The sequence below is a fragment of the Curtobacterium sp. VKM Ac-1395 genome, from assembly GCF_015350975.1.
Classification (GTDB): domain Bacteria; phylum Actinomycetota; class Actinomycetes; order Actinomycetales; family Microbacteriaceae; genus Curtobacterium.
On the sequence record NZ_JADKRX010000004.1, the window covers coordinates 270,077 to 295,423 of the forward strand.

A 25,347-nucleotide genomic window follows, 5' to 3' on the forward strand; every position below is an offset into this window, starting at 1 on the left:
GCTGGTCCTTGCCTGGTCCTGGCCGGTCTGCACACGCTGCGCGGCCGGGAGGCCCGGTACACTTCCAGGGACCCGGTCACGTCTCGCCACGTGGCCGGGTCGTGGAGAGTTGTCCGAGTGGCCGATGGAGCCTGTCTTGAAAACAGGTGGGCAGTGATGTCTCGTGGGTTCGAATCCCACACTCTCCGCCAGGTGGCTGGCCGCCGCGCCGCACGGTTCGGTGGTCAGATGACCCCGTCGAGGCGCTCGCCCCGGTGGATCACGTCCTCGGCGAGTTCGCGGAGGCCACGTCCGGCGCCGCGAGCGCTCGTCCGGAGCGCCTGGAACGCCTCGTCGATCCCGATGCCCTGACGGTGGGCGAGCGCACCCTTGGCCTGCTCGAGCGTGATCAGGGCCTCCAGGGCGTCCTGGACCTGGGCGTCGAGGCTCTGCAAGCGCCCCTGGTCGCGCTGTCGCACGAGCGCGGCGGACGCGGCGTCGGCGAGCAGCTGCATGAGCACGACGTCACGGTCGTCGTGGCCCTGGTCGTGCGTGGCGAAGACGCAGAGCGAGCCGATCGTGGTGCGACGGAGCCGGATGGGTTCGGCGAAGGTGCCCACCATGCCGCGCTCGCGCATCGTCTCGACGAACGCGGGCCAGTCGGCTGCGCGGGTCCTGACGTCCGGCACGTCGATCGTCTGCCCGGTGCGGAAGCAGTCCATGCAGGAGCCCTCGTTCGTGCCGAGCTGGGCCTCCTCGGCGTCCGTCGACCGCTCGCTGGTGGACGCGATGACGTGCAGGGTCCCGGACCGGTCGGCCAGCACGATGCCGGCCTCGGTCGCCGACGTGCACCGGACACAGGTGTCGATCACGCGGTCCATCGCGTCGAGCACGTCGAGGGACGGGTCGAGCACCGCCTCGAGCTCCGCGGCCAGCCCGTCGAAGCGGTCGGGGTGCCGTGTCGCGTCGAGGTGTCGCTCGAAGCGGTTGATGCGTCGGGTGATCTCGGCGAGGAACGCGGCGTCCTCGGGTTCGAGCTCGTCGTCCGGAGCGGGTTCGCTCATCACCGCGATCGCCGGACCGAGCAGCAGCCCGACGCTGGCCGCGGCTCCGTGTGCATCGGCGGTCGGGACGTCGACGAGGTCGGTGGTGCTGTGCTGTGCCAACACGACCGAGTAGGCGAGCACCGCGTCGGCGATGGAGTCACCGGTCATGACGCGGTCGTTGCCGTAGACGAGGTACTTCATGCCGACGATGCAACACGCCCCACCCCGAGCGCCCCTCCACAGTGGACACGAAGCGAACTGACTAGCCAGAGAACGCGCGTTCCCATTCGGGGGGTTCTGCCCGACACCCCGGGCCTGGTTTGCTCTTCATGTGGCCGGGTGACCGGCTGCCGCAGCCCACGACGACCTTGGTCGGCCGTGACAGCAGGAGCCGTTGGTACCGGCGTCTGCGAGTGCGTTGCCATGTCGATTCGGGTTCGACACGGTGACCACGCTGAGTGCGTCGCCGTGTCGATTCGGGTTCGACACGGTGACGCGCTCGATGTTCGCCCGACGCTCCCGAGGGGCCGAGCGGTCATCTGCTGCTGAGGAGCCCCGCGTAGCGTCGAGGCCATGAGCGACATCATCATCTTCGGCGGCCACGGCAAGGTCGCACTCCTCGCGACGCGCATCCTCAGCGACCGGGGCCACCACGTCACGTCCGTCATCCGGAAGGCCGAGCAGGCCGACGAGGTCCGTGACCACGGGGGCGACCCGAAGGTCGCCGACATCCAGGAGCAGACGATCTCCGGGTTCGAGGACCTGGTCCGCGGCCAGGACGCCGTCGTGTGGTCCGCCGGCGCCGGCGGGGGGTCCGTGGACCGGACCTGGGCGATCGACCGCGACGCCGCCGTGCTGTCGGTGCAGGCAGCCGCGCGCGCGGGTGTCGAGCGGTACGTCATGGTGTCGTGGTCCGGCTCGCAGCTCGACCACGGGGTGCCCCAGGACGACGACTTCTTCGCCTACGCCCAGTCCAAGATGACGGCCGACGCGGTCGTGCGCGACTCCGGGCTCGAGTGGACGATCGTCGCCCCGAGCACCCTGACCGACGACGAGCCCACCGGGCAGGTCGACTGGGCCGGCGAGGGCACGAACGTGTCCCGCGGCGACGTCGCCCACGTGGTCGCCGACGTGCTCGAGACCGGTGGCACCGCTGGCAGCACCTACCGGTTCAACGCCGGGAGCACCCCGATCGCCGAGTTCCTCCGCGCCGACCAGGCCTGAGCCGCGCCGGCACGGGACTCCGGGGGTGCCCGCTGTCCCGTGCCGGTAGCGTTGCCGCGTGCATGAGGTGGGTGGAGCAGGGCGACGCGACGTGATCGTCGAGGCGGCGGCCGTCGAGTTCGACCGCGACGGCTACGCGACGGCGAGCATCGCCGGCATCGCGCGGGCCGCCGGCGTCAGCCAAGGATCCCTGCACCGGTCGTTCCCGACCAAGCACGCCGTGGCGCTCGCTGTCATCGACGAGCAGAACGCACGGACCTTCGCCGCGATGAGTGCCGGTGACCCGTCGCCGATCGGCACGCTGGTCCGGGCGTCGCGAGGGATCGCCGACCTGCTGATGCGCGACGTCGTCGTCCGTGCCGGGATCCGGATCTCGTTGGAGCACGGTGTCCTCGCCCAGCAGACGGCGAGCTTCTACGAGCAGTGGATCGCGGGCGTGGTCGACGTCTTCCGGCTCGCCATCGCCAGCGGCGAGGTCAGCACCGACTTGACGCCCGAGGCGCTCGGCGGGACCGTCGTGCCGTACTTCACCGGCGTGCAGCTCGTGTCGAACGTGCGCTCCGGGCGCGCGGACCTGCTGCCCGTGGTGGCGACCATGTGGCGGGTCCTGGTCCACGCGGTCGTCGATCGGGCCCACCGGGAGCGGCTGCTGCGGGTCGTCGACGACGTGTTCGCGTGAGCGGGGCGTCGGGGGCTGGGCGTGGTGCCGCTCGTCGTGCCGGGGCAGCGAGGGGCCCGCGCCGGGGCCGTCTGCGCGGGCCGCTCGGGTGCCTGGTCGGGGTCGCGGCGGTGGTCCTGGTGCTGGGCATCGGGTTGACCGCGTTCGTCCTCGTGACCCGCGCGACGTCGGACGCGGCACCCGGGACGCCGTTGACGGGGCGGATCGGCCGTGCGGTCGACGTCGACGTGACCATGACGTTCCGCTCGCTCGACCGCGCGACCGAGGCGCAGGCGGACGCGTGGGGGCACGCCGGCATCGTGGACGCGAACACCCCGGCGGAGGGCGAACCCTACGTCGCCGTCGTCGACGTCGCCATTCCGCCGGACGCGACGATCACCGAGGACGACTGGGACCTGTTCGCCTGGACCGGGCGGCACGGTGAGGACGGCCGGGCGCAGGACGTCGCGCCGACCCGGGACGCCACTGCCCCCGACGCGTGTGTCGTCGACCGGGCGACGCTCACCAAGGCGCTGAACGAGCGGGGGAGCGCCCGGTACTGCGCCCTCATCCGGTCGGAGGTCGAGCCGGAGGCCGTCGCCTACGGGTGGTTGTACCGGGAGAGCGGCGTCGGGCGGCGCGGCACGATGGCGGCGACGACGACCTCCACGCCTCGGTGGGACGCCGGTGACGTCGGCGTGTGGAGCGGTTCCGCGCGCTGACCAATCCACATGTTGCATACCAACTCCTGACACTGATGTCCCGGTTCGCGTAGGGTCGTCGGTGGAAGGGAGCACCATGAGCACCGCACCGGCAGTCGCGTCCCTGGTCCTCGATGCGCTGGGGGGATCCGCGGACACCTACAAGTTGCAGAAGCTCGTCTACTACTGCCAGGCCTGGCACGTCACGCAGACCAAACGTCCGATGTTCGACGGCGTGATCCAGGCATGGAGGCACGGGCCAGTCGCTGTGGACCTGTGGCCGTTCCACAAGGGTCACTTCCGTGTCACGTCCGCGATGGTCGGTCCTGGTGGCGGCACTGGGCTGGATGACTACGCTCTCGCGGTCCTCCGGAGCGTGGTGCAGTACTACGGACAGTTCGAGTCCCACGCGCTCGTGGATCTCACCCACGCCGAGGAACCGTGGCGTTCGGTCTACGTCCCGGGCAGGAACAACCCGATCACCACGGACGCGATGCGCTCGTACTACTCGAAGCTCCTTGCGGGGGACGGGCCGGTTCCAGACCTTCCGCGGTCGAGCATCCGGTACGTGACGGGCGATCAGTTCGACACCCTCGCGTCGGCCGCTGACGACGACTCCGTGAATGCCCGGTTCGCGGCGGCGGTGCTGCGTGGGCAGGACCGGGCGTGACGCCCTGGGTGACCATCGAACGGCTCAGCCACACGCATCACCTCCAGCTGTTCGACTGTGGTGACGAGTGGATGAACTGCTGGGTCCGTGAACGGGCGCTCAAGGACGACCGAGCAGGTCGGACCGCCGTGCACGTCGCGCTGAACTCCGTCGGCGCCGTGGTCGCGGTCTACGCGCTGAACCACGGGTCGATCGAGGTGGCAGGGGGGCGCCAGGAGCTCCGAGCCGTTCAGCTCCAACGGCTGGCCGTGCACCGGGCACACCAAGGCCGAGGACACGGGACACGGCTCCTGCTCGACGCGAGCCGTGCGGCTCTGGTCGTCGCAAGCGTCCTTCCAGCCAAGCACTTCGTGGTCGAGGCCTCGGACGAGTACCGCGCGTCCTGGTACGAAGCCGACGGTTTCGTCCGTTGCGTCGGATCGTCGTTGTGGCTCAGCATGTCGATCAGCTCACTCCGTTCGACGATCGCCGCCCTCGACACAGGAACGGCAACGGTCGACGCCTTCGAACGGAGCCGCGCGTTCGCCCACTCCGATGTCAGGACTCGCTAGCGGTCTGCCGGGAGCTCTGGGTCAGACGTCGTGGAGCTCGCGGTCCCGGAACCACTTGAGCAGCCACGCGGCGCTCGTGCGGTCGAAGGAGCGCGGGAAGTCCATCGACCCGGACAGGAACGGGCTGAAGCCCTCGACCTCGTGCAGGTCCGTGTCGTCGAGTCCGCGGAACGCCATCGACCAGCCGTCGAACCGGCGCTGTTCGATGTCCTCGCGGATGAGCGACGTGATCTCCAGGTGCCGGGCGTCGCGCGAGATCGCGGCGAAACGGTCGTCGACGCTCCAGGCCGGTCCCTCGAGCAGCTGCATGAACCGGCCGCCCTTGGCCACGAGCAGCCCGGAGATCCCCATGGCCTCGTTCCGGAGCCGCGATCCCGTGAGGAGTTCCGCGAGGTCGTCGTCACCGAAGTCGTCGGCAGCGCGACTCATGTAGACGATGGAGACCAGCACGACTCCATCTTGCCGTGTCCGAGTCGGAAAGGGCCCACGCAGGACGGGAAACGAACGAAGTCGCTCAGACGTCCGCGCGACGGACGAACACCCAGCGGCTCATCGCCCAGTACCGGAAGACCATCGCGATCGCGGTGCCGATGACGGGTCCGCTGACGAAGTCCGCGATCTCCTGGGTCGCCCGGGTCACGTTGGGGACCTCGAGGCCGAAGGCGTACCGCGACAGGTACAGCGGCGCTGAGTTCAGCCCGATGCCGATGGCGCTGACGATCACGAAGTAGAGCATCTCCAGCCCGGTGTGCCGGCTCCCGCGGTCGCCGAACGACCACTTCTTGTTGAGCCAGTACGACACGACGGTCGCGACGACGGTGCCGATCACGAGCGCGGTGACGGGGTGCTGGGGGATGACGAAGAGCTTCAGGCCGTAGTTGATCACCATCGTGATCAGGAAGCCGATGCCACCCACGACCAGGAACCGTCCCGCTGAGGGGTACCGGCGGAACAACCGGAGCAGTGCATCCATCAGGATCAGTATGACCATGCCAGGCCCCGTCGAGCGAATCCGCCCCGCCCCCGCGTGAATAGGATCGTGCGCATGGCCACCGTCCTCCTCGTCCGGCACGGACGCACCACCGCCAACGCGACCGGGCTCCTGGCCGGCCGGACCGCCGGCGTCGCGCTCGACTCGGTCGGCAAGCGACAGGCGGCCACGACGGCGGAACGCATCGGCGCCGTGCCGCTGGCGGCGGTGGTGTCGAGCCCGCTCGAGCGGTGCCGGCAGACGGCCAGGGCGATCACGGCGTTCCAGCCGGGCGAGCCGCAGCAGCTCGTCGAGCGCGGCATCATCGAGGCGGACTACGGCGACTGGCAGAACCGGAAGATCAGCGACCTGGCGAAGGAACCGCTGTGGCGCGTGGTGCAGGCCAACCCCAGTGCGGTGGTGTTCCCCGGCGGTGAGTCGATGCAGACCATGCAGTCGCGGGCGGTGGCCGCGATCCGGCGGCTCGACGCGCAGGTCGAGGCCGAGCACGGCCCGAACGCGGTCTGGGTCGCGGTGAGCCACGGCGACATCATCAAGTCCGTGCTCGCCGACGCCCTCGGCATGCACCTCGACCTGTTCCAGCGGATCACGGTCGGACCCGCGTCGGTGTCCGTCGTCCGCTACGGCGAGCACCGTCCCGAGGTCGTCGCGACGAACACCGAGTCGGGTGACCTGTCCTGGCTGGCGAAGGCCCCTGCCCCGACCGGCGACGCCGCGATCGGCGGCGGAGCAGGGAACCCGGCGCCGGAGGACGGCGCCGCGAGCGCCTGACGGACCCCGACGGAGCCCTGCGTTCGGAGACGGGTTCCGCCAGACCCTGAACGGGCGCAGGCTGGCGCTCCTACAATGCCGGTATGCCCACCATCGTCCACGGATTCGACTGGCCGGATCGTCTCGTCGTCGGCACCATCGGGCGCCCCGGTGAGCGGAGCTTCTACCTGCAGGCCCGCGACGGCCGCCGGGTGGTGAGCGTCGCCCTCGAGAAGGAACAGTCGGCGGTCCTGGCCGAGAAGCTCGACGAGCTCCTCGACGAGGTCGCCACGGTGGAGGAGAACCGCTTCAGCGTCCCGCCCACCGTCCCGCGCGAGCTCCACGACGTGGACCCGCTCGACCAGCCCGTCGAGCCCGAGTTCCGCGCCGGTGCCCTGAGCCTGGGGTTCGACCCGGCGACGGCACAGGTCGTCATCGAGGCCTACCCGATCGAGGACGAGCTCGAGATCGTCAGCGAGGAACCCGGCGAGGACGGCGAGCTCGAGGCCGTCGTCGAGATGCCGGAGCCCGCCGAACTGCTCCAGGTGAAGATCCCGGTCGGCACCGCCCGGGCCTTCGTCGAACGGACGCGCGAAGTGGTGGCCGCGGGACGGCTGCCCGGCGAGGCATGAGCGAGGCGCCGGACCCCTCCGGCATGACGCTCACGGCCCGCATCCGTGAGGCCTCGAACGCCACGTTCCTCGCAGAGCTCGACGGCCACGAGATCGTCTACAAGCCGATCGCCGGTGAGAAGCCGCTCTGGGACTTCCCGGACGGCACCCTGGCCGGCCGTGAGTACTCGGCGTTCCTGGTGTCGGAGGCCTTCGGTTGGCGGGTCGTCCCGCCGACCTGGCTCGGGACCGGACCCCTCGGGCTCGGCATGGTCCAGCGCTGGCAGGACGTCGACCCGGAGCAGGACGCCGTCGACGTGGTCCCGACGGACGAGGCCGAGGCATCCGGCATGAAGACCGTGCTCGAGGCCATCGACGAACACGACCGCCCCGTGACCCTGGTGCACGAGGACACCGCGGCACTCCGGCGGATGGCCGTCTTCGACGTCGTCGTCAACAACGCGGACCGCAAGGGCGGACACGTCCTCGCGATGCCCGACGGGCACCGCCACGGTGTCGACCACGGGCTCACCTTCCACGTCGAGCACAAGCTCCGCACGGTGCTCTGGGGCTGGGTCGACGAGCCCCTCGACGCGGACGAGCTCGCCGGGCTGGAGCGCGTCACCACGGCACTGCACGGCGACCTCGGTGAGCAGCTCACCGAGCACCTGACCGTCGACGAGATCGACAACCTCGAGGCCCGGTGCGCGGCGCTGGCCGCCGTCGGCCGCTTCCCCCCGCCGGCCGGCTACGGCCCGGCGGTTCCCTGGCCGCTGTTCTGACGCGCTGCGGGCCGGGCCGAGTCTCGGCGCGCGGACCAGCCGTATGACGGACGGGAGGCTCGGTGCCAGCTGGCACCGAGCCACCCGTCCGCGGTCGCCGCCGGTCAGCCGAAGCGGCTGAACGCGCCGCCACCGCCCCAGTCGTCGTCGCGGAAGAGCGCACCTCCGTGCCGTGACCCGAGGTACGACCCGACCACGGCCACGCCGAGGTCGTCGTTCTCCGGCGCCGTGACGGTGCCGTCGACGCGCCGTGCCATGCCGTCGATGAACCGGGCGAGCCCCGGGTCGTCGCCGAGGCGGAAGAACGTCGTCTGCGCTCCCAGCCGGTGCGCGTTCTCGAGCTCGCGGACGCTCAGCGCGATCGTCATCGGGTCGGGCGGGTAGCTGAAGTACACCTGCCCGTTCGGCTCGAGGTGCGAGGTCGGCTCCCCGTCGGTGACGATGAGCAACACCGGCTGCGCGGTCGGGTGCTTCCGGAAGTGCCGGTTCGCCAGCAGCAGGGCGTGGTGCAGGTTCGTGCCCTTGTCCCACTCGGCGTCGAGGCCGACGAGCTGCTCGACGTCCATCACCTCGGCTTCGCGACCGAAGGCGATGAGCTGCAGGTCGTCGCCGCGGAACCGGGTGGAGATGAGCGTGTGCAGCGCCAGGGCCGTGCGCTTCATCGGGACCCAGCGGTCCTCCATCGCCATCGAGAACGAGGTGTCGACGAGCAGGGCGACGACGGCCTGCGTGCGGGCCTCGGTCTCCTGGACCTCGACGTCGTCGATCGTCAGGCGGACGGCAGCTCCGTCGCGCCCCGGCGCCGCAGTGCGGGTCACGGCGTTCGTGATGGTGCGGGGGATGTCCCAGGGCTCGGTGTCGCCGAACGCCCACTGCCGGGTCGCTCCGGACGGTTCACCAGCGGCCCCGGACCGGCGGAGGTCCCGCGCGCCCTGGCGTCCGGACATCTTCTGGGCGACGTCCTTCAGCAGGCTCTTGCCGAGCTGCCGCATGGCCTTCGGGGTCAGCTTGTACTGGCCGTCGGCACCGCGGCGCATCGTGCCCGAGTTCCGCAGGGCCTTCTCGAGCTGCTGCAGGGTGCGAGCGTCGACCGCGGCCTCGGACCCGAGCTGACGGGCCAGCGACTCGAGGTCCAGGTCGTCGAGGTCCGAGCCGGGACCCGACTGCGCCAGCTGCTCGGCGAGGGCGTCGAGGTCGGCGATGTCCTGGAACGCGCCGGTGCCGTCACCGAGCCCGAGTCCCTGCTCGCCGTCCATCCGCTCGGAGCCGCCCCAGTCCTCGCCGGGGCGGAGCGCACGGAGGTTGCCGTCGAGCTGCGACAGCGCACCCATCAGGTCGGGGCTGCCGAAGGCCTGTTGGGCGAGGGCGTCGAGTTCGTCGCGCTGCTCCTGGGTCATGGAGTTGCGCATCCGCTGGGCGGCGGCGGCCCGGGCGGCGAGGTCGTCGAGGAGCTCGTCGACGTTCTTCGGGTCCGACGGGAAGTACTCCCCGTGCTTCGCCATGAACTCGTCGAACTGCTCCTGCGAGTCGGTGCCAGCGCGATGGTCCTCGAGCAGCTGGTTGAGGTCCTGCATCATCGCCTGTACGTCGGCGCGGTCGTCGTCGTCGGCGTTCTCGAGCGCCTGCTTCATGCCGGCGAAGCGCTGGTCGAGCATCTCCCGCCCGAGCAGGTCCTTGATCTCCTCGTACTTCTGGCGGGCCGTGGGGCTCGTCCAGTCGTAGCCGGCGAGCTCGGTCACCGCGGCGGCGGGCGAGGGCGGCAGGCTGTCGAGCTGCATCTCGGCCAGCGCCCGGTCGCCGTCCTCGAGGCCGACGTTGCGCGCCAGCTCGCCACGTTCGGCGAGCAGCGCCTCGTCGAGCAGCTGCTTGACCTGCTGCAGCGTGCCGTCGAGGTTGTTCCTGCTCGTCAGCTCGCGACGCTTCTCGGCCACGCGGCGCGCGAGGTCGTCGAGGCCCCGCTGGTCACGGCCGCCGCGACGCAGGAACTCCCGCATCGCGCGCTCGGGGGAGTACCCGGCCATGACGTCCTGACCGATGGCGTCGAGCGCCTCGGACAGGTCGGCGGGCGGGGCGAGGGGGTCGGGACCGCCCTCGTACCGTCCGTACCGGGTGTCCCGTGACAGCCGGCGGTTCTGCCGACTAGCCATAGACGGCTTCGCCCCCGCCGGACTCCTTGCTGATCTTCCGCGCGAGGAACAGGCCCTCGAGCGCGAGCTCGATCGCGCCGGCCCGCTCGCCGTCGTTCGTGGCGCCGAGTCGCTCGCAGATCCGGTCGTAGAGGTCGGACTCGCCGAGGGACGGCAGCCCCTCGAGGAACGCGCGAGCCGAGACCTGCTCGCCGGTGGTCACCATCGTGCCGCCGTCGAGGGCCTCGATGAGCTGCGCGAGGTCGAGCCCGCGCAGCCGCGACCGGACCGTCTCGGCGGTGGCGGTGCGGAGCAGGTGCTCGAGGACCTCGTCCGCGCGGTCCTCTTCCCCGGACTCGAACTCGATCTTGCCGCCGAGGACGTCGACGGCGGTCTCGAGGTCGATCGGCCGGGCGACCGGTTCGGACTCGCCCTGACGGGCAGCCCGGTGCACGGCGGCGGCGGAGACGGTCTCGGCACCGGCGATGGAGAACCGGGCGCTGACACCGCTGCGCTGGTCGACGGCGCTCGATGCCCGCAGTGCCCGGGTGAAGCGGGCGAGGATCTCGATCAGGGCGTCCGGCACGTCGGCCGTGAGCTCGGCCTCTTGCCGGATGACGGCGATCTCGTCCTCGAGCTCGATCGGGTAGTGCGTGCGGATCTCGGCGCCGAAACGGTCCTTCAGCGGCGTGATGATCCGGCCGCGGTTGGTGTAGTCCTCGGGGTTCGCGCTCGCCACGACGAGGACGTCGAGCGGCAGCCGCAGCACGTAGCCGCGGATCTGCACGTCGCGCTCCTCCATCACGTTGAGCATCGCGACCTGGATGCGCTCGGCGAGGTCGGGCAGCTCGTTGATCGCGACGATGCCGCGGTGCGCCCGGGGGATCAGCCCGAAGTGGATGGTCTCGGGGTCGCCGAGGCTGCGGCCCTCGGCCACCTTCATCGGGTCGACGTCGCCGATCAGGTCGGCCACGGAGGTGTCCGGGGTCGCGAGCTTCTCGACGTAGCGGCCGTCGCGGTGCCACCAGTCGATGGGGAGGGCGTCGCCGAGTTCCTCGGCACGGCGGATGCTGGCCGTGGTGATCGGTTCGAAGGGGTGCTCGCCGAGCTCGGACCCGGCGATCACCGGGGTCCACTCGTCGAGCAGGCCCTGCAGGGTGCGGAGCAGTCGGGTCTTGCCCTGGCCGCGTTCGCCGAGCAGGACGACGTCGTGCCCGGCGATCAGGGCACGTTCGAGCTGGGGGACGACGGTGGTCGCGAAGCCGTGCAGGCCGGGCCACGGATCGGTGCCCTCTCGGAGGGCGGTGAGCAGGTTGTCGCGGATCTCGGCGCGGACCGTCTTCTGGACGTGACCAGAGGTGCGGAGCTCGCCGACCGTTCTCATGGTGGGTCGGGTCACGTCGTCGACGTTACGCCGCCCCACTGACGGACGGGAGGCTCGGTGCCAGCTGGCACCGAGCCTCCCGTCCGTCGTCGGCGTCAGCCGAAGAGCCGCTTGCTCGCGATCTCGGCGCCCTCGGTCAATGAGCGGAGCTTCGCCCACGCGACGTCCGTCGCGACGAACTCGTAGCTGGCGAACGTGGCGAGCCCGCAGTCGGTCCCGGCGACGATGCGGGTCGGGTCGCCGACGGCCTCGGCTGCCTCGACGATGCGGTTCGCGACGAGCTGCGGGTGCTCCAGGTAGTTCGTCGTCACGTCGATGACCCCTGGCACCAGGACGGCCCCGTCGGGCAGCGGCAGGTCGCGGAAGGCGGGGAACTCGTGCGCGTGGCGCGGGTTGCCGAACGGGATGCTGAAGGACCCGACCTCGGCGCGGTACAGGTGCGGGAGCAGCACGTCGACGGGCACGTCGTCCTGGTGCGGGCCCTGCCAGTTGCCGTAGCAGACGTGCAGGCGGGTCCGCTCCTTCGGGATGTTGCGGAGCGCGTGGTTGAGCGCGTCGACGTGCAGGTCGACCGCCTGGAGGAACTCCTCGGTGCTCGCATCGCCGAAGTGGATGACCCGCTCCATCGCGAGGTCAGGAGCGTCCAGTTGGAGGATGTGCCCGCGGGCGACGATCTCCTCGTACTCCACGCGGAGCTGCTCGGCCAGGGCGAAGACGTACTCGCCGTGGTCGGCGTAGTTCGGGTTCGCCTCGTCGAGGAGCATCGTCGTCGCGACGATGCCGGGCGTCGCCGCCGAGATGAAGGTGCCGGTGGGGGTCCGACCGGCCGCCGCGTTCCTGGCGAGCTCCCGCTCGAAGCCGTCGAGGTCCTCGCGGATGCCGGCGCGTTCCTCGTCGTACTGCAGCAGGCCCTGCGCGAGGGGCGTGTCCCAGACCCGGGCGACCTCGGCGCCCTCGTCGATCTGCTTCGCCTGGAACGCGGCGTACCCCGGGAACCTGACCGAGTCGAGCGTCGGCTTGCGGTGGCCGGTCCCGCCGAACCCGGTCAGGCGCTCGCGGATGTAGGTCGAGAAGCCCACGCGTGGGACCTCGCCGTCGTTCACCACGTCGAGCCCGGCGTCGAGCTGCGCGTCGACGGTGCGGGCGAGGACGGCTGCCGTCTCCTCGCGGAGCGCGGCCTCGTCGTAGGGCGCGCCCTGGTCGCGGGCCACCAGCAGGGCGCTGAGTTCCGGCGTCCGGGGGAGCGATCCGGTGTGGGTGGTCAGGATGCGGTCGGTCGAGTTCTGGAGCGGCACGCTGCAACGCTACTTGTGGGTGGACCGGTGCGGCCGCTGGTGTCCGCCGCGTGCGCCGTGCCGTGCCGTTCCGGACCCGAACCACATCGGCGATCCGGGCGTAGGTTCTCCATCTGTGCCGGGCCGTGGGGGCCCGGCGGGTGAGGAGCAACCGCGATGACGAGCGCGAGCGGACTGCAGGACGGCCAGGTCAGGAGCCTGGTCCCGGCACGGATGGACCGACTGCCGTGGACACGGTTCCACTGGAGCGTCGTGGTGGGACTCGGCATCTCCTGGATCCTCGACGGCCTGGAGATCCAGATCGTCTCGAACGCCGGGTTCCAGGCGGACCTGAACCTCTCCACCCAGCAGGTGACGTCGCTCGGCACCGTGTACCTGATCGGGCAGGTCGTCGGCGCGGTCGTCTTCGGGCGGTTGTCGGACCGGCTCGGTCGTCGCAAGCTCTTCATCCTGACGCTCGCCATCTACCTGATCGGCTCGGGCATCGCCGGCTTCGCGCAGGACTGGTGGTTCCTCGCCGTCTTCCGCTTCGTCGCGGGCCTCGGCATCGGTGGCGAGTACGCGGCGATCAACTCGGCGATCGACGAGCTGATCCCCGCGAAGTACCGCGGGCACGTCGACATCGCGATCAACGGCACCTACTGGGGCGGCGCCGCACTGGGCGCGTTCGCGAACATCTACCTGCTCGACACCGCGCACTTCGCGGAGAACATCGGGTGGCGGATCGGGTTCTTCCTCGGCCCGGTGCTCGGCATCGCGATCATCTTCCTGCGCCGGCACATCCCCGAGAGTCCGCGGTGGCTGATGACCCACGGTCGCGAGGAGGAGGCCGACGCGACGGTCTCCCGGATCGAGGCCGAGGTCGAGCGGGAGTCCGGCAAGCCGCTGGAGAAGGTGGACGACTCCAAGGCCATGACCGTCACGCCGATGGACAAGGTCAGCTTCACGACGATCGTCAAGGTGCTGTTCCAGCAGTACCCGACGCGCACGCTGGTCGGCGCCACGATGATGATCACGCAGGCGTTCCTCTACAACGCGATCTTCTTCACGTACGCACTGGTGCTGACGAACTTCTTCGGGCTGAAGACGTCGGAGACGGCCGTGTACTTCTTCCCCTTCGCGATCGGCAACCTGCTCGGACCGATCCTGCTCGGGCGGCTGTTCGACACGTGGGGTCGTCGGCAGATGATCTTCAGCACGTACCTGATCTCCGGTCTGGTGCTCGCCGTGTCGGCGTTCCTGTTCCAGGCCGACGCCATCACCGCCACCGTGCAGGTCGTCTTCTGGTGCATCTCGTTCTTCTTCGCCTCGGCGGGTGCGTCGAGCGCGTACCTCACCGTCAGCGAGATCTTCCCGCTCGAGCTCCGGTCGCAGGCGATCTCGTACTTCTTCGCGCTGGCCCAGGTCTTCGGCGCGATCGCACCGCTCATCTACGGCGCACTCATCGGTGACGGGTCGTCCCGCGAGCCGCTCTTCTGGGGCTACCTGCTCGGCGCGGGGATCATGATCATCGGCGGCGTCGTCGCGTTGATCTTCGGCGTGGACGCCGCCCGCAAGGGCCTCGAGGACGTCACGCAGCCGCTCTCGGTCATCGTGAAGAAGGAGGACGCGAAGCGCTGACCGGCGATATCCGGAATGTTTAGCGGCTGACGATCGATCCTGCAACGCTCTCCTCATCGACCCCCGACGGGGGTCCACGACGGCGGGAGTGCAGTGATGCAGGACGGACACCGTGCCCTCCACAGGGCGACGATCGGCGGACTCGTCCACCGGTCACGACGGACCACCCCCGGCGGTGGCCGCCGTGCGTGATGGTGGCTCCATGGGGTACGACGACACGGTGACTGCGCCCTCCCCGCGACCGCACCCGCGGGGGCCGCAGACGGACCGCGCAGCGATGTCGGGGCTGGGCGGCCCCGATCCGCTCGGGGTGCGGCGCAGTCTGCTGCGGGACGCGGTCTTCACCTGGCTGCTCGACCGGATCCTCCGGGGGGAGTACCGGCGGGGGCAGCGCCTCCGCCTCGACGCCATCGCGGACGACATGCGGGTCTCCCGGACGCCCGTGCGGGAAGCCCTGGTCCCGCTCGAGTCGCTCCGGCTCGTGTCGGTGCAGCGGTACGTCGGGGTGGTCATCGCGCACTGGTCGCTCGACCAGATGCAGGAGCGCATCCGGCTCGGGTGCACGATGCTCACGGCTCCGCCGATGCCCGGCTCGCGGTCCGCCGAACGCTTCGATCCGTTCTGGATCCGCGACTGCATGACCGAGGCAGGGGCCTTCGTCGAGCTCGGGTCCTGGCTGCTCCGGCGGTCCGGCGCCACGGTCAGTGCCGACTGGCTGGCGACGCAGCGTCCGGTGCTCGACATGTTCTACACGGACGACGTCGCCGCGGCGAACGGCATCGACGCCGTGGTCGACCGACGCCACCGCCTCGACCTGGTGGAGCGTGCGCGGGCGGCGGCCGTGCGGGACGACCTCGACGACTGCGCCAAGGCGGTCCGAGCGCTCGGGGAGTGCCTGATCGCCCTCCCGGACCGGTTCCGAGCAGCGGAGTCCGCATGACGCCGTGATCCCCGGCGGAAGGCCCTGGTGGGGTCGCCGCAGGTCGTGACCGGCGGGCATCCGCCGTGGCCCCCGAACGAGGCACGCCGAGCCGACCCGGGTCCCTGGCCGCGAGCACCCGCTCGGGTATCGTCCCCCGGCGAGTGGCCGTGCCCGGGGCCGCTCGGAGGGAGCCCACCCGTGACCGATCCCGACGGTCCACAGTCCGCCTTCGACGACGTCCTCGACCCGAGACGCCGCCCGTCCGTCGTCTCCGGCCCCGGTTTCCGCGTCAGCGGAGCCCGCCACGGCCGGGGTCGACGTGACCTCGGCGTCAGTCGGCTGGTCAGCGGCGTCGGCATCGCGGCAGCGGTCGCCGTGATGAGCGCCACGTCCCTGTCCGCCTACGCGGCCTACGACGTGGGCCACGGGTTCCAGCAGCGTGCGGTCGACGTCGGCAGCGGTGCGGCGTCGACCGAGGGCGCCTTCAACGTGCTGGCGATCGGCGCGGACAACGACCCGACCCAGGGAACCGCGTACGGCGACCGCGGTGCCACGCTCAACGACTCGAACGTGCTGCTGCACGTCTCCGCCGACCACACCCACGCGGTCGCGATCAGCTTCCCGCGCGACCTGGTCCTCGACCAGCCGGCGTGCAGCGGTGCGCCAGCGGTGCAGGACACCCCGCTCAACCAGGCGTACGGCCGCGGCGGGACGGACTGCGTCGTCTCGACGATCGAGCACGCGACCGGCATGGACGTGCCCTACGCGGCCCAGGTCAGCTTCGCCGGGGTGATCCGGATGTCGGACGCCGTCGGCGGCGTGCCGGTCTGCGTCACCGACGCGGTCGACGACCCGTACACCGGGCTGCAGCTCGCTGCGGGGGAGCACACCGTCTCCGGGAAGACCGCGCTCGCGTTCCTCCGGGACCGACACGGTGTCGGCGACGGCAGTGACCTCTCGCGGATCTCGAGCCTGCAGCAGTTCCTGTCCTCGTTGCTCCGCAAGGTCAAGCACGAGGGCACGCTCGGCGACCCGGCGAAGCTCTACGGCCTGGCGAAGGCCGCGTCGCAGAACATCACCCTGTCGACCTCGCTCGCGAAGCCCTCGACGATGGTCGACATCGCCCGCGCCTTCGAGGGCATCGACCTCGGTGACATCACCTTCGTGCAGTACCCGGGCAGCGTGGACGACCCCGCCTTCCCGGGCAAGGTCGTCCCCGACCGGGCGACCGCCGACCGCCTGATCCGCGCGGTGCGTGCTGACCGTCCGTTCAGCCTGGACGCCGGTGCCACGGGACGCGGTGCGACCGAGGAGACCCCTGCCGCCGAGACGGACGCCAAGGCTTCTGCGCCGGCGCCGTCGGAGCGCACCGCGACGGCTCCCCGTGCCGCATCGACCCCCTCGGCGACGCCGCGCGAGATGTCCGGCGTCACCGGACAGACCGCGGCCCAGAAGACCTGCGCGGTGGCCGCCGGCGGGTGACCCGGCAGGACGGAGCACCGTCGCGGACGAGGCCGACGCTCACGGAACCGCAAGGCTGGCCTGTGCCAGGCTGTCCCGGTTGCCGAGTCCGCCGACGACAGGAGTGCCCGTGAACGACCTCCGCGACCGATCCCACCGCCTCAACCGGGTGGCCGGGATCGCCCGACACGGACGCCTCCGTCGCCACCAGCCGGTCGGCACCGCCGTCAAGGTGCTCGCCGGAGTCGTGGCCGTCGCACTCGTCAGCACGGCGTCCGTCGCGGCGATCGCGGCGAAGCAGGTCACCGACGACTTCGGTGAGGGTGTGCGCATCCAAGGGCAGTCCGCGGTGCCCCGGCCGCAGCAGCAGGACGGTCCGACGCTCAGTGCCTTCGACGGCGGGTTCACGATGCTCGTCGTCGGCACCGACAACGACCCCGAGCAGGGCACCCAGTACGGGGAGCGTGACGCGACCCTCAACGACGTCAACATCCTGCTGCACGTGTCCGCGGACCACACGAACGCCACCGCCGTCAGCATCCCGCGGGACCTGGTCACGCCGATCCCGGCCTGCGCGAAGCCCGACGGGTCCGGTTCGACGCCGGCCATGACGGCGGAGCCCGTCAACGAGGCATGGGGCGAGGGCGGCCTGAATTGCGTGGTGCAGACCGTGCAGGGGCTCACCGGCCTCGACGTGCAGTACTCGGCGGCCGTGTCGTTCAACGGCGTCATCGAGATGTCGAACGCCATCGGCGGCGTGCCGGTCTGTGTCGCCTCGCCGATCCACGACCGCTACACCGGCCTCGACCTGCCGGCGGGGACGACGACGCTGCAGGGGTCGCAGGCGCTCGAGTTCCTTCGCACCCGTCACGGCGTCGGCGACGGGTCGGACCTCGGGCGCATCTCGAGCCAACAGGTCTTCCTGTCCTCGCTGCTCCGCACCGTGAAGGCGAACAGCACCCTGACCTCGCCGACGACGCTCTACAAGCTCGCCCGCGCCGCGGCGTCGAACATGCAGCTCTCGGAGAGCCTGAACGACCCGCGCACCCTGGTCGGCATGGGTCGGGCGCTGCAGGACCTGCCGCTCGACCGGGTCAACTTCGTGCAGTACCCGGGGACGACCGGCGGCACGGGCGTCTACGAGGGCAAGGTGCAGCCGACGACCGAGCTGGCCGACGAGCTCTTCGCCCGGATCAAAGCGGACGAGTCGTTCTCCCTCGGGGCGGGCAGCACCGGGATCGGCTCCGAGTCGGCCCCGGACACCCCGACTCCGGCCACTCCGGCTCCGGCGACCCAGACCCCGGCCGCGCAGCCTCCGACCGGTCAGACTCCTGCGGCGTCGACCCCGGCAGCAACCGGGGCCCCGGCGGCGACCGGCACGCCGTCAGCTCCCGCCACGACCGACACCCTCGACGGCCTGCAGGGGCAGTCCGCCGCGGAGCAGACCTGCTCGAAGGCCTTCGGCTCGTAGCGCGTACCCGCTCCGGAACGCGGAAGCGGGGACACGGCCTGGGCCACGTCCCCGCTCCGGTCACGCCCCGACGGGTGCCGGACACGGGCGAGCCGTGCCGGGTCGAGGGGTGATGCTGCGTGCTGTGTCGCGACGACGGGGACGAGCCCCGGAATGTGATGCCGCGTCGGGTCGAGACTAACCACCGGGGTACGGCCCGACAAGCCCAGTGCGTCCCCACTTCGGGGGACCGGCGGTTGCGGTGCGGATTCCGGCTCAGCACGTGGGGTCGAGCGGGCCCGCGTCCTCCTGTATGGTGGTGTGTGCGTCCGTGAGGGCGCATGGAGACGTCGCATAGTTCGGCCGAGTGCACCACCCTGCTAAGGTGGAGTCCCCCTTAGGGGACCGAGGGTTCAAATCCCTCCGTCTCCGCACTTGAGCAAGACCCGCACGACGAAACGCCCCCGTCACGATGACGGGGGCGTTTCCGTGTCCGAGGGGCAGCTCAGCCCGCGGTCGAGTCGATCCAGCGCATCCAGCCCTCGAGCTGCGCCTTCGCACTGTCGAGGGTGCTGTGCTGGCCGTTGACCTCGCCACCCGTGGAGTGCACCGAGTACCGGTCCGACCACGACACCACGCCGACCAGGTCCGGCCCCGAGGAACCCTCCCAGCGGCCGTCGTCGGTCTCGGTCCACAGGATGCCGTCGCGGAGGCTCATCGGGTGTACCTCGGCGAGGACCAGGAGGAGCGACCGCAGCACATCGGTGCCGTCATGGTCCCGACGGGGACGACGTGCCTGCGAGTGCGTGTGCACGGTGACTGCATGAGGGGCTTCCGGTCGGGCTGCGGACGATGAGATCGTTCCGGCGGCCGAGGTCCTGGGTCACCTGGCACTGACGGTAGTCGCCGCACATCCACGACACACAGGCGACCGACATCGCGCCAGCCGACAGACACCGCGCGGGCACCGCTACCGTGACGACGTGTCCCGCCGCGCTGTCCTGGTGTCCTCCGCCGTCGTCCTCGTCGCCGTCGTGCTCGGCGGCACCCTGGTCGCCCATGCCCGGACCGGTCACGCGCTCGCGGTCGAGGCCTACGCCGAACCCGGCGGAGCTGCGACGTCGCGGGTGTCGGCCGCGGCGCCGCACGTCACGACGATCGGCATCGACGGCGTCACGATCGCCGAGGACGGTCGGGGGCTGAACCCACCGCCCGAGGGCACCGCGGCACTGGCGAGGACGGCGTCCGGTCGCGGGGCCACCACGGAGCTCCTGGTGAGCAACTACTCCTCGGCGATCGGGGACTTCTCGCCGCGCATCGGGACGGCGCTGCTCGGCTCGGCGGACAACCGGGAGCGGGTCGCGGACGGCGTCGCACGCCTGGCGGCACGCACCGGGATGGACGGCGTGCAGATCGACCTCGAGTCGCTGCGGGCCCGCGACCGGCCGGGGCTCGTCGCGTTCGCCGCGGCGGTGCGGTCAGCGGTGCACGAACGGCTCGGGTCGGGGGCGTCGGTGTCGATGGCCGTGATGGCCTCGACCGACGCCGCCGGGTTCCGCGACACCGGCTACGACCTCCGCGGGCTGACGCGGCACGTCGACCGTTTCGTGCTCATGACCTACGACCAGCACGGCCCGTGGAGCAGCGCGGGCACGGTCGGCGCGCTCCCGTGGGCGACAGCGGTGGTGCGGGCGGCGGAGCGTCAGGGGGTGCGGTCGTCGACGATCGACCTCGGCATCGCCGGGTACGGCTACGGCTGGGGCGGCGGTGTCGCGGACGCGCAGCTCACACCCGCCGCGGCCGCGCGGGCGGCGGGGGAGCGCGCGCGGTGGTCCGACCGCGACGGCGAGTGGTCGGCACGACTCGACGACGGGCGCGTCCTGCACTGGTCGGACGCCCGGTCCTTCCACGCGCGGACGGCACTGGCCCGGCAGCTCCGGCTGCACGGCGTCGCGATGTGGTCGCTGAACACGATGGCGCTGCCCCGCTGAGGGCGCGCGGACCGCGCTCTCCGGACGGGAGGCGCGGGTCACCGCAGCCGGTCCGCGCGGGTGATCCGGGCCTCCAGTCCGGCACCCATCCGCGATCCGCGAGTCGGTGACACATCCCCCGGTCCCTGTCACCGGGCCGATGTAGCATGCGCGGACATCCCAACTCCGAGGAGACCTGCGTGCCGGATTCCCCCGACCTCGCCTTCCCTGTCGACCGGGTGCGTGACGCCGGCGCCGCGATCATGTCGGCCGTCGCCACCGTCGTCGACGGCAAGACGGACGCGATCCGCACGGCACTGACGGTGATGCTCGCGCAGGGGCACCTGCTGGTCGAGGACGTCCCCGGCGTCGGCAAGACCGTCCTGGCGAAGGCCCTCGGCGCCTCGGTGGGTGGGTCCGTGAACCGCATCCAGTTCACCTCGGACATGCTGCCGTCCGACGTCACCGGGGTGAACATCTTCGACCAGTCGTCCGGCACCTTCCGGTTCTCGCCCGGCCCCGTCTTCGCGAACGTCGTCATCGGTGACGAGATCAACCGCACGAGCCCGAAGACCCAGTCCGCCCTGCTCGAGGCCATGGCCGAGTCCCAGGTCACGGTCGACGGCGTCACCCGGCAGCTCGACTCGCCCTTCATGATCGTCGCGACGCAGAACCCCGTGGACATGGAGGGCACCTACCCGCTGCCCGAGGCCCAGCGCGACCGCTTCATGGCGCGCATCGCGATGGGGTACCCGAGCGTCGACGCCGAACGGCGCATGCTCTCGAACCGTGGCGGCAGCGACCCCCTCGAGTCCGTGCGTCCGATCGTCGACGTCGACACCCTCCGCGCGATGACGGCCGCGGTGCACGCGGTCCACATCTCCCCGGACGTCGAGGCCTACATCATCGAGATCACCCGGGCGACGCGCACCCATCCGGACCTGGTGCTCGGCGCGAGCCCGCGGGCCACGCTCCACCTCGCCCAGGCAGCCCGCGCCCACGCGGCGCTGCTCGGCCGGCCGTTCGTCACGCCGGACGACGTCGCCGAGCTCGCACCGGTCGTGCTGGCCCACCGGCTCGTCCCCGTCGCCCGCGGCCTCGGCGGCTCGACCGAGGACACCGCCCGCGAGATCGTCGTGCGCATCGTCTCCGAGACGTCCGTGCCCTTCACCGCGGCGCCCGTCCGGTCCTGATGTCCCAGGCGTCCTCACCGCTCGCTCGCCGTGCGGGTGCCGCACAGTCGGTGCTCACGCGGTGGACACGGCGCGGTGCGTCGATGCTCCGGCGCACCCCGTTCCCGCGGCCGACCGCCCGTGGCTGGACGGTCATCGCCGTCGGCATCGGGCTGATCGGCGGCGGACTCGTCGCGACCACGAGCGTCGCGGTGTCCGCGGGGCTGCTGCTGCTCGTCCTCGTGGTGCTCGGCGTCGCGATGGCGTTCCTGGTGGCGGCACCGCTCCGGGGGAGCCGGACCGCGCCGCGGGCGATGGTGCAGGTCGGGGAGGTGTACCGCGAGCGGATCACCCTGCGCGGCACCTCGGTCCCGATCGGCCCACGGTCGACGCTCCTGGTGCGGGAACAGCTCGAGGACTCGTTCGCGAGCGTGTCCGAGGCCGAGGCCTACGTGCAGGTCGGCCCGTCCGTGCCGCCAGCCGTGTTCGACGTCGAGGCCCTGGCGATGCACCGCGGTCGCAGCCTGGTCGGCCCGGTGACGATCCGCGTCGAGGACCCGTTCGGCCTGCTCCGCATCGACCGCCCGGTCGTCCCCGCGGAAGAAGTGGTGGTCGTCCCGGCGTCGACCGCGCTCTCGGCGCTGGACACCGGCGCGCTCGCCGGTGCCGTGTCCGCGGACGAGGGCCGTGTCGGCCAGGGCGGGTCGGCGGACGACAGCGAACTCCGTCCGTACCGCCCGGGCGACCCGATCCGCCGCGTGCACTGGGCGCAGAGTGCCCGCCGTGGTGAGCTGCACGTCCGCCAGACCGCCCAGGCGCAGCCGCCCGAGGCCGTCATCGCCCTCGACCTCCGCCGTTCGTCGTACCAGGACCTCGGCCGCGACGACCTCGCGGAGCTGTCGGACCTGGGCGGGGACGCCGCCTTCGAGCACGCTGTCGTCGTCGCGGCGAGCGTCGCACGGGCGCTCGCCGCCAGGACCTCCCGCGTCGTGCTCGTCACCGACGACACCGTCACCCGGCACACCGGGGACGCCGGCGGGCTCACCGACGTGCTCGTCGGACTCGCCGACGTCCGGGTCCGCAGCGACGCCCGCGCGCTCACCGACGTGCTGCCCGACGTCCGCGGCCGTGACGTCCACGGCATGACGGCCGTCGTGACCGGGCACTGCACGGCGGAACAGGCATCGGCCCTCGTCGCCTCGACGAACGGCTCCAGCCGCGGCATCCTCGCCACGATCGTGCCGCCGGACCCGGTGGTCCGCGGGATCCTCGACCGTGGCGGGTGGCGCACCATCGTCGTGCCTGTTGCTCGGACCGGGGCGACCCGATGACCGCGCAGGACGTCCGACCGGGCGGTCACCCCGACGCCAGGGGCTCCGACCGACGGGCCGACGTGCACGCGATCCTCGACCGCGCCGACGACCGCCCGGCCCCCGCTGCCGCGGTCGTCGCACTGGCACCCGTGCCGGTGATGATCGCCGCGCTGGCGTTCCGACCGCTCGTGCAGGGCGTCGCCTGGTGGACCTCCGCCCTGGTCATCGTCGTCGTGCTCGTCGGCGTCATGCTCTCGGTGCGGCGACGACCCGCGGGCGTCCGGTTCATCGCCCTCGTCACGACGCTCGTCGCGACCTCGTGCGTGGCCGCCCTGGTCAACGACATCCAACCGCTCGGGTGGCTGGACGGCGACGGTGCCCTCGGGCAGACCATCGCCGCGATCCGGCTGAACCCCGCGCCGCTGCCGCAGACCGACCCGATCCGCCTGGTCGTGACCGTGGCGATCGCCTGGGTCGCGGCGACGTCGCTGTTCCTGGCGACGATCGCCCCCGCGGCCGCCCTCGCCGCTGCCCCCGCGCTCGTGATCCTCATCGTGCCGGGCGTCGTCACCGGCACCCCGGCGAGCACCGGCCTGGTGGTGGCCGTCGGGCTGGCGTTCCTCGCCCTGCTCTGGCTGTCGGTCCGTCCGGTGCAGCGGGCGCTCCCGGCGACGGTGGTCGGCGCGGTCGCCCTCGTCATTGCCGTGGGCCTGCCGTCTGTCGTGCCGCTGAACGCGAGCTGGCTGTCCAACGTCACGGGGGCGATCCAGTCGCCGATCCTGCCGGGGCGCCCCGGCACGCTGCTCAACCTCGGCCAGGACCTCCGCCGGCCGAACGAGCTCGAGGTCTTCCGGTACCGCACCTCCGACGGACAGCCCGAGTACCTCAAGCTCGCCGACCTCGACGAGTTCGGGACGGGCGACTGGGTGCCGTCGGCGACCGACGTCAGCAACGCACCGACCGCCGACCAGCAGCAGTGGGCCGTCGGGGTGAACCCCAGGCTCGCCAGCCGCGGTGACGTCACCGTGCAGATCACCGGCCTGTCGAGCAACTACCTGCCGGTGCCGTCCGGTGCGGTGTCGATCGAGTCGAAGTCGACGAACCTCGAGCTCGACCAGTGGCGGTGGATGAACGGCTCGAACACCGTGCGCTCGACCGGCCCCTCCACCCGCCGCGGTGCCACGTACGAGGTGTACGGCGCCTCGACCTTCGCGAACGCGTACCTCGACGCGGTGAACGCCTCCGGTCGGCTCGCAGCGTTCGACGGCCGCGGGTGGCCCACCCCGTCCGGCGGTGAGCTCCGCGCGGACCGGACGCTGCCGAAGGACCTGCCGAAGAGCATCAGGACCACCGCCGACCGGGTGGCCGGCAGCGGGGCGACGGACTACGACAAGGCCCGGTCGCTCGAGCAGTGGTTCCGCAGCGACCTGTTCACGTACTCCGAGACGGCCCCGGTCGAGCAGGGCTACGACGGCGACAGCATGGACGTCGTCGCGAAGTTCCTGCAGGTCCGCCAGGGGTACTGCGTGCACTTCTCCTCCGCCATGGCCGTGATGGCCCGCACGCTCGGCATCCCCTCACGCATCGCGGTCGGGTACCGGGCCGGCGGCACCGCGGTCGACGGCGAGTACACGGTGTCGAACCGGCAGCTGCACTCCTGGCCGGAGCTGTACATCAAGGGCGCCGGCTGGGTGGCCTTCGAGCCGACGCCGGACTCGGACGAGGCCGCCACCTCCGCCCCGCAGCCCTCTGCCAGCCCGACTGCAGCGAACCCCGAGACCCCGCTGCCCGCACCGAGTGACCAGGCCACGCCGACGGCATCGGCGAGCCCCACCCCGAGTGCCTCGGCCGAGGCCGGCGCCTCCGGCGGTCCGGGCTCCGGTGGGGACGGCCCATGGGGCATCGTGCTCGGGATCCTCATCGCGGCGGCCGTCCTGCTCGCTCCCGGGTTCGTCCGGGCGGCGCGCCGACGCTCCCGCCTCGGTGCCGTCGCCGCGGGCCGTGCGCCGGCGGTGACCGCGTGGCGCGAACTCCTGGACGACGTCGCCGACCACGGCTACGCGCCCGGGGTCGCTGACTCCGGCGACGCCTCGGCTGCGGCACGGACGGCGCGGGCCGTCCTCGGTCGCCTGCGGTCCAGCGTGCCCGGGGCGGTGCTGCCGCTCCTCGAGCGGGTCGTCGACGCGGTCGACCAGGAGCGCTACGCGCCGTCGGGTGCGGTCGACGGGGCAGCGCTCGTCGCCACCCTCCGGGAGGCCCGGGTCGCCCTCGACGCGTCGGTCCGGCTCCCACAGCGGGTCCGGTCGCGGCTGCTCCCGCCGAGCCTGATGCCCGCGTCGACCTGGTCGCACGAGGGGCGCCGCCGCCGCACCGCGTAGCGCCGCCGCCCGGCTCAGCGCCGTCGGACGGAGGCGCCCGGTGCGAGGTTGACCACCCGGTGCGCGGCTGCCGGCCCGCACGGGGCGATCAGCCTCGCACCGGGCGGGGGAGAGCGCACGGTGCTCGGCCGTCCCGCCGCGGGGTGCCGCCGGGCCGGAGCGCTCACCAGCGTCGGACACCGGTTCCCGTTCGCGACGATGACGAATCCGGTTCGCAGAAACCCGGGCATCGCGAACCGGATCCGTCACCGAGCAAAGTGGAAACCGTCCGCGCAGGCGGTGCCACACGGGGC

23 protein-coding genes and 2 tRNA genes are annotated in these 25,347 nt (G+C 71.8%); 18 read left to right on the forward strand and 7 right to left on the reverse strand.

Annotated features, from left to right (window positions below):
• Positions 1–103: 103 nt before the first annotated feature.
• A tRNA-Ser gene (locus ITJ68_RS12910) sits at positions 104–191 on the forward strand.
• A gap of 33 nt (positions 192–224) precedes the next feature.
• Here ITJ68_RS12910 and ITJ68_RS12915 read toward each other — a convergent pair.
• Complete coding sequence (locus ITJ68_RS12915; protein WP_194661661.1) at positions 225–1,226, reverse strand: GAF and ANTAR domain-containing protein; 1,002 nt, start codon at positions 1,224–1,226, stop codon at positions 225–227.
• 372 nt (positions 1,227–1,598) lie between these two features.
• Between ITJ68_RS12915 and ITJ68_RS12920 the strand changes: the two genes are divergently transcribed.
• From ITJ68_RS12920 to ITJ68_RS12940, 5 genes are all read left to right on the forward strand, one after another.
• A complete protein-coding gene (locus ITJ68_RS12920; RefSeq protein WP_194661662.1) occupies positions 1,599–2,249 on the forward strand; it encodes an SDR family oxidoreductase in 651 nt (216 codons plus the stop codon).
• Positions 2,250–2,307: 58 nt separating this feature from the next.
• The gene (locus tag ITJ68_RS12925; protein WP_194661663.1) at positions 2,308–2,928 is read left to right on the forward strand and encodes a TetR family transcriptional regulator; all 621 of its coding nucleotides are present in this window, start codon (positions 2,308–2,310) and stop codon (positions 2,926–2,928) included.
• Positions 2,929–3,038: 110 nt separating this feature from the next.
• The gene (locus tag ITJ68_RS12930; protein WP_194661664.1) at positions 3,039–3,629 is read left to right on the forward strand and encodes a hypothetical protein; all 591 of its coding nucleotides are present in this window, start codon (positions 3,039–3,041) and stop codon (positions 3,627–3,629) included.
• Positions 3,630–3,705: 76 nt separating this feature from the next.
• Complete coding sequence (locus ITJ68_RS12935) at positions 3,706–4,278, forward strand: Panacea domain-containing protein (protein ID WP_194661665.1); 573 nt, start codon at positions 3,706–3,708, stop codon at positions 4,276–4,278.
• Positions 4,275–4,829: a GNAT family N-acetyltransferase gene (locus tag ITJ68_RS12940; protein ID WP_194661666.1), complete on the forward strand. Its 555-nt coding sequence runs from the start codon at positions 4,275–4,277 to the stop codon at positions 4,827–4,829. Before ITJ68_RS12935 ends, ITJ68_RS12940 begins: the two co-directional genes overlap by 4 nt.
• A gap of 21 nt (positions 4,830–4,850) precedes the next feature.
• Here ITJ68_RS12940 and ITJ68_RS12945 read toward each other — a convergent pair whose 3' ends face one another.
• Together ITJ68_RS12945 and ITJ68_RS12950 are read right to left on the reverse strand one after the other, a co-directional pair.
• Positions 4,851–5,279: a BLUF domain-containing protein gene (locus ITJ68_RS12945; RefSeq protein WP_194661667.1), complete on the reverse strand. Its 429-nt coding sequence runs from the start codon at positions 5,277–5,279 to the stop codon at positions 4,851–4,853.
• Between the two features lie 64 nt (positions 5,280–5,343).
• On the reverse strand, positions 5,344–5,802 hold the full coding sequence (locus ITJ68_RS12950) for a GtrA family protein (RefSeq protein ID WP_194661668.1): 459 nt from the start codon (positions 5,800–5,802) through the stop codon (positions 5,344–5,346).
• Between the two features lie 72 nt (positions 5,803–5,874).
• Between ITJ68_RS12950 and ITJ68_RS12955 the strand changes: the two genes are divergently transcribed.
• The 3 genes from ITJ68_RS12955 (at position 5,875) to ITJ68_RS12965 (ending at position 7,963) form a co-directional block, all read left to right on the forward strand.
• Entirely contained in the window at positions 5,875–6,591 is a 717-nt protein-coding gene (locus ITJ68_RS12955) for a histidine phosphatase family protein (RefSeq protein WP_194661669.1), read from the forward strand.
• Positions 6,592–6,674: 83 nt separating this feature from the next.
• On the forward strand, positions 6,675–7,202 hold the full coding sequence (locus tag ITJ68_RS12960) for a DUF3090 domain-containing protein (RefSeq protein ID WP_194661670.1): 528 nt from the start codon (positions 6,675–6,677) through the stop codon (positions 7,200–7,202).
• Positions 7,199–7,963 (forward strand): SCO1664 family protein, encoded by a 765-nt coding sequence (locus ITJ68_RS12965; protein WP_194661671.1) that lies wholly within the window; start codon positions 7,199–7,201, stop codon positions 7,961–7,963. Before ITJ68_RS12960 ends, ITJ68_RS12965 begins: the two co-directional genes overlap by 4 nt.
• 104 nt (positions 7,964–8,067) lie before the next feature.
• Here the strand turns inward: ITJ68_RS12965 and ITJ68_RS12970 are convergent, their stop codons facing one another.
• The 3 genes from ITJ68_RS12970 to ITJ68_RS12980 form a co-directional block, all read right to left on the reverse strand.
• A complete protein-coding gene (locus ITJ68_RS12970) occupies positions 8,068–10,110 on the reverse strand; it encodes a vWA domain-containing protein (protein ID WP_194661672.1) in 2,043 nt (680 codons plus the stop codon).
• The gene (locus ITJ68_RS12975; protein WP_194661845.1) at positions 10,103–11,473 is read right to left on the reverse strand and encodes an ATP-binding protein; all 1,371 of its coding nucleotides are present in this window, start codon (positions 11,471–11,473) and stop codon (positions 10,103–10,105) included. Before ITJ68_RS12975 ends, ITJ68_RS12970 begins: the two co-directional genes overlap by 8 nt.
• 95 nt (positions 11,474–11,568) lie before the next feature.
• The gene (locus ITJ68_RS12980) at positions 11,569–12,768 is read right to left on the reverse strand and encodes a cobalamin-independent methionine synthase II family protein (protein ID WP_194661673.1); all 1,200 of its coding nucleotides are present in this window, start codon (positions 12,766–12,768) and stop codon (positions 11,569–11,571) included.
• A 156-nt stretch (positions 12,769–12,924) separates the two neighbouring features.
• Between ITJ68_RS12980 and ITJ68_RS12985 the strand changes: the two genes are divergently transcribed.
• The 5 genes from ITJ68_RS12985 to ITJ68_RS13005 all read left to right on the forward strand — a co-directional run bounded on the left by ITJ68_RS12985 (position 12,925) and on the right by ITJ68_RS13005 (position 18,653).
• Entirely contained in the window at positions 12,925–14,388 is a 1,464-nt protein-coding gene (locus tag ITJ68_RS12985; RefSeq protein WP_194661674.1) for an MFS transporter, read from the forward strand.
• 202 nt (positions 14,389–14,590) lie between these two features.
• On the forward strand, positions 14,591–15,328 hold the full coding sequence (locus ITJ68_RS12990) for a GntR family transcriptional regulator (protein ID WP_194661675.1): 738 nt from the start codon (positions 14,591–14,593) through the stop codon (positions 15,326–15,328).
• A gap of 180 nt (positions 15,329–15,508) precedes the next feature.
• The gene (locus ITJ68_RS12995; RefSeq protein ID WP_194661676.1) at positions 15,509–16,792 is read left to right on the forward strand and encodes an LCP family protein; all 1,284 of its coding nucleotides are present in this window, start codon (positions 15,509–15,511) and stop codon (positions 16,790–16,792) included.
• Positions 16,793–16,901: 109 nt separating this feature from the next.
• Positions 16,902–18,242, forward strand: a complete 1,341-nt coding sequence (locus tag ITJ68_RS13000) for an LCP family protein (RefSeq protein WP_194661677.1) — start codon at positions 16,902–16,904, stop codon at positions 18,240–18,242.
• A 322-nt stretch (positions 18,243–18,564) separates the two neighbouring features.
• A tRNA-Ser gene (locus ITJ68_RS13005) sits at positions 18,565–18,653 on the forward strand.
• 73 nt (positions 18,654–18,726) lie between these two features.
• Here the strand turns inward: ITJ68_RS13005 and ITJ68_RS13010 are convergent.
• Complete coding sequence (locus ITJ68_RS13010) at positions 18,727–18,939, reverse strand: hypothetical protein (protein ID WP_194661678.1); 213 nt, start codon at positions 18,937–18,939, stop codon at positions 18,727–18,729.
• A 265-nt stretch (positions 18,940–19,204) separates the two neighbouring features.
• On the opposite strand from ITJ68_RS13010, the gene ITJ68_RS13015 reads away from it, so the two are divergent.
• The 4 genes from ITJ68_RS13015 (at position 19,205) to ITJ68_RS13030 (ending at position 25,054) form a co-directional block, all read left to right on the forward strand.
• On the forward strand, positions 19,205–20,212 hold the full coding sequence (locus ITJ68_RS13015; protein ID WP_194661679.1) for a glycosyl hydrolase family 18 protein: 1,008 nt from the start codon (positions 19,205–19,207) through the stop codon (positions 20,210–20,212).
• 146 nt (positions 20,213–20,358) lie between these two features.
• Positions 20,359–21,384, forward strand: coding sequence for an AAA family ATPase (locus ITJ68_RS13020; RefSeq protein WP_194661680.1), 1,026 nt, complete (start codon positions 20,359–20,361; stop codon positions 21,382–21,384).
• A gap of 83 nt (positions 21,385–21,467) precedes the next feature.
• On the forward strand, positions 21,468–22,694 hold the full coding sequence (locus ITJ68_RS13025; protein WP_194661681.1) for a DUF58 domain-containing protein: 1,227 nt from the start codon (positions 21,468–21,470) through the stop codon (positions 22,692–22,694).
• On the forward strand, positions 22,691–25,054 hold the full coding sequence (locus ITJ68_RS13030; protein ID WP_194661682.1) for a transglutaminaseTgpA domain-containing protein: 2,364 nt from the start codon (positions 22,691–22,693) through the stop codon (positions 25,052–25,054). Before ITJ68_RS13025 ends, ITJ68_RS13030 begins: the two co-directional genes overlap by 4 nt.
• The last annotated feature ends 293 nt before the right edge of the window (positions 25,055–25,347 follow it).

Bases quoted from the DNA above. Each gene is read 5' to 3' on its own strand.
- ITJ68_RS12915 (WP_194661661.1), bottom strand. From the start codon at position 1,226: ATGAAGTACCTCGTCTACGGCAACGACCGCGTCATGACCGGTGACTCC.
- ITJ68_RS12920 (WP_194661662.1), top strand. From the start codon at position 1,599: ATGAGCGACATCATCATCTTCGGCGGCCACGGCAAGGTCGCACTCCTC.
- ITJ68_RS12935 (WP_194661665.1), top strand. From the start codon at position 3,706: ATGAGCACCGCACCGGCAGTCGCGTCCCTGGTCCTCGATGCGCTGGGG.
- ITJ68_RS12950 (WP_194661668.1), bottom strand. From the start codon at position 5,802: ATGGATGCACTGCTCCGGTTGTTCCGCCGGTACCCCTCAGCGGGACGG.
- ITJ68_RS12955 (WP_194661669.1), top strand. From the start codon at position 5,875: ATGGCCACCGTCCTCCTCGTCCGGCACGGACGCACCACCGCCAACGCG.
- ITJ68_RS12960 (WP_194661670.1), top strand. From the start codon at position 6,675: ATGCCCACCATCGTCCACGGATTCGACTGGCCGGATCGTCTCGTCGTC.
- ITJ68_RS12965 (WP_194661671.1), top strand. From the start codon at position 7,199: ATGAGCGAGGCGCCGGACCCCTCCGGCATGACGCTCACGGCCCGCATC.
- ITJ68_RS12970 (WP_194661672.1), bottom strand. From the start codon at position 10,110: ATGGCTAGTCGGCAGAACCGCCGGCTGTCACGGGACACCCGGTACGGA.
- ITJ68_RS12975 (WP_194661845.1), bottom strand. From the start codon at position 11,473: ATGAGAACGGTCGGCGAGCTCCGCACCTCTGGTCACGTCCAGAAGACG.
- ITJ68_RS12985 (WP_194661674.1), top strand. From the start codon at position 12,925: ATGACGAGCGCGAGCGGACTGCAGGACGGCCAGGTCAGGAGCCTGGTC.
- ITJ68_RS12990 (WP_194661675.1), top strand. From the start codon at position 14,591: ATGGGGTACGACGACACGGTGACTGCGCCCTCCCCGCGACCGCACCCG.
- ITJ68_RS13010 (WP_194661678.1), bottom strand. From the start codon at position 18,939: ATGAGCCTCCGCGACGGCATCCTGTGGACCGAGACCGACGACGGCCGC.
- ITJ68_RS13020 (WP_194661680.1), top strand. From the start codon at position 20,359: ATGCGCGGACATCCCAACTCCGAGGAGACCTGCGTGCCGGATTCCCCC.
- ITJ68_RS13025 (WP_194661681.1), top strand. From the start codon at position 21,468: ATGCTCCGGCGCACCCCGTTCCCGCGGCCGACCGCCCGTGGCTGGACG.
- ITJ68_RS13030 (WP_194661682.1), top strand. From the start codon at position 22,691: ATGACCGCGCAGGACGTCCGACCGGGCGGTCACCCCGACGCCAGGGGC.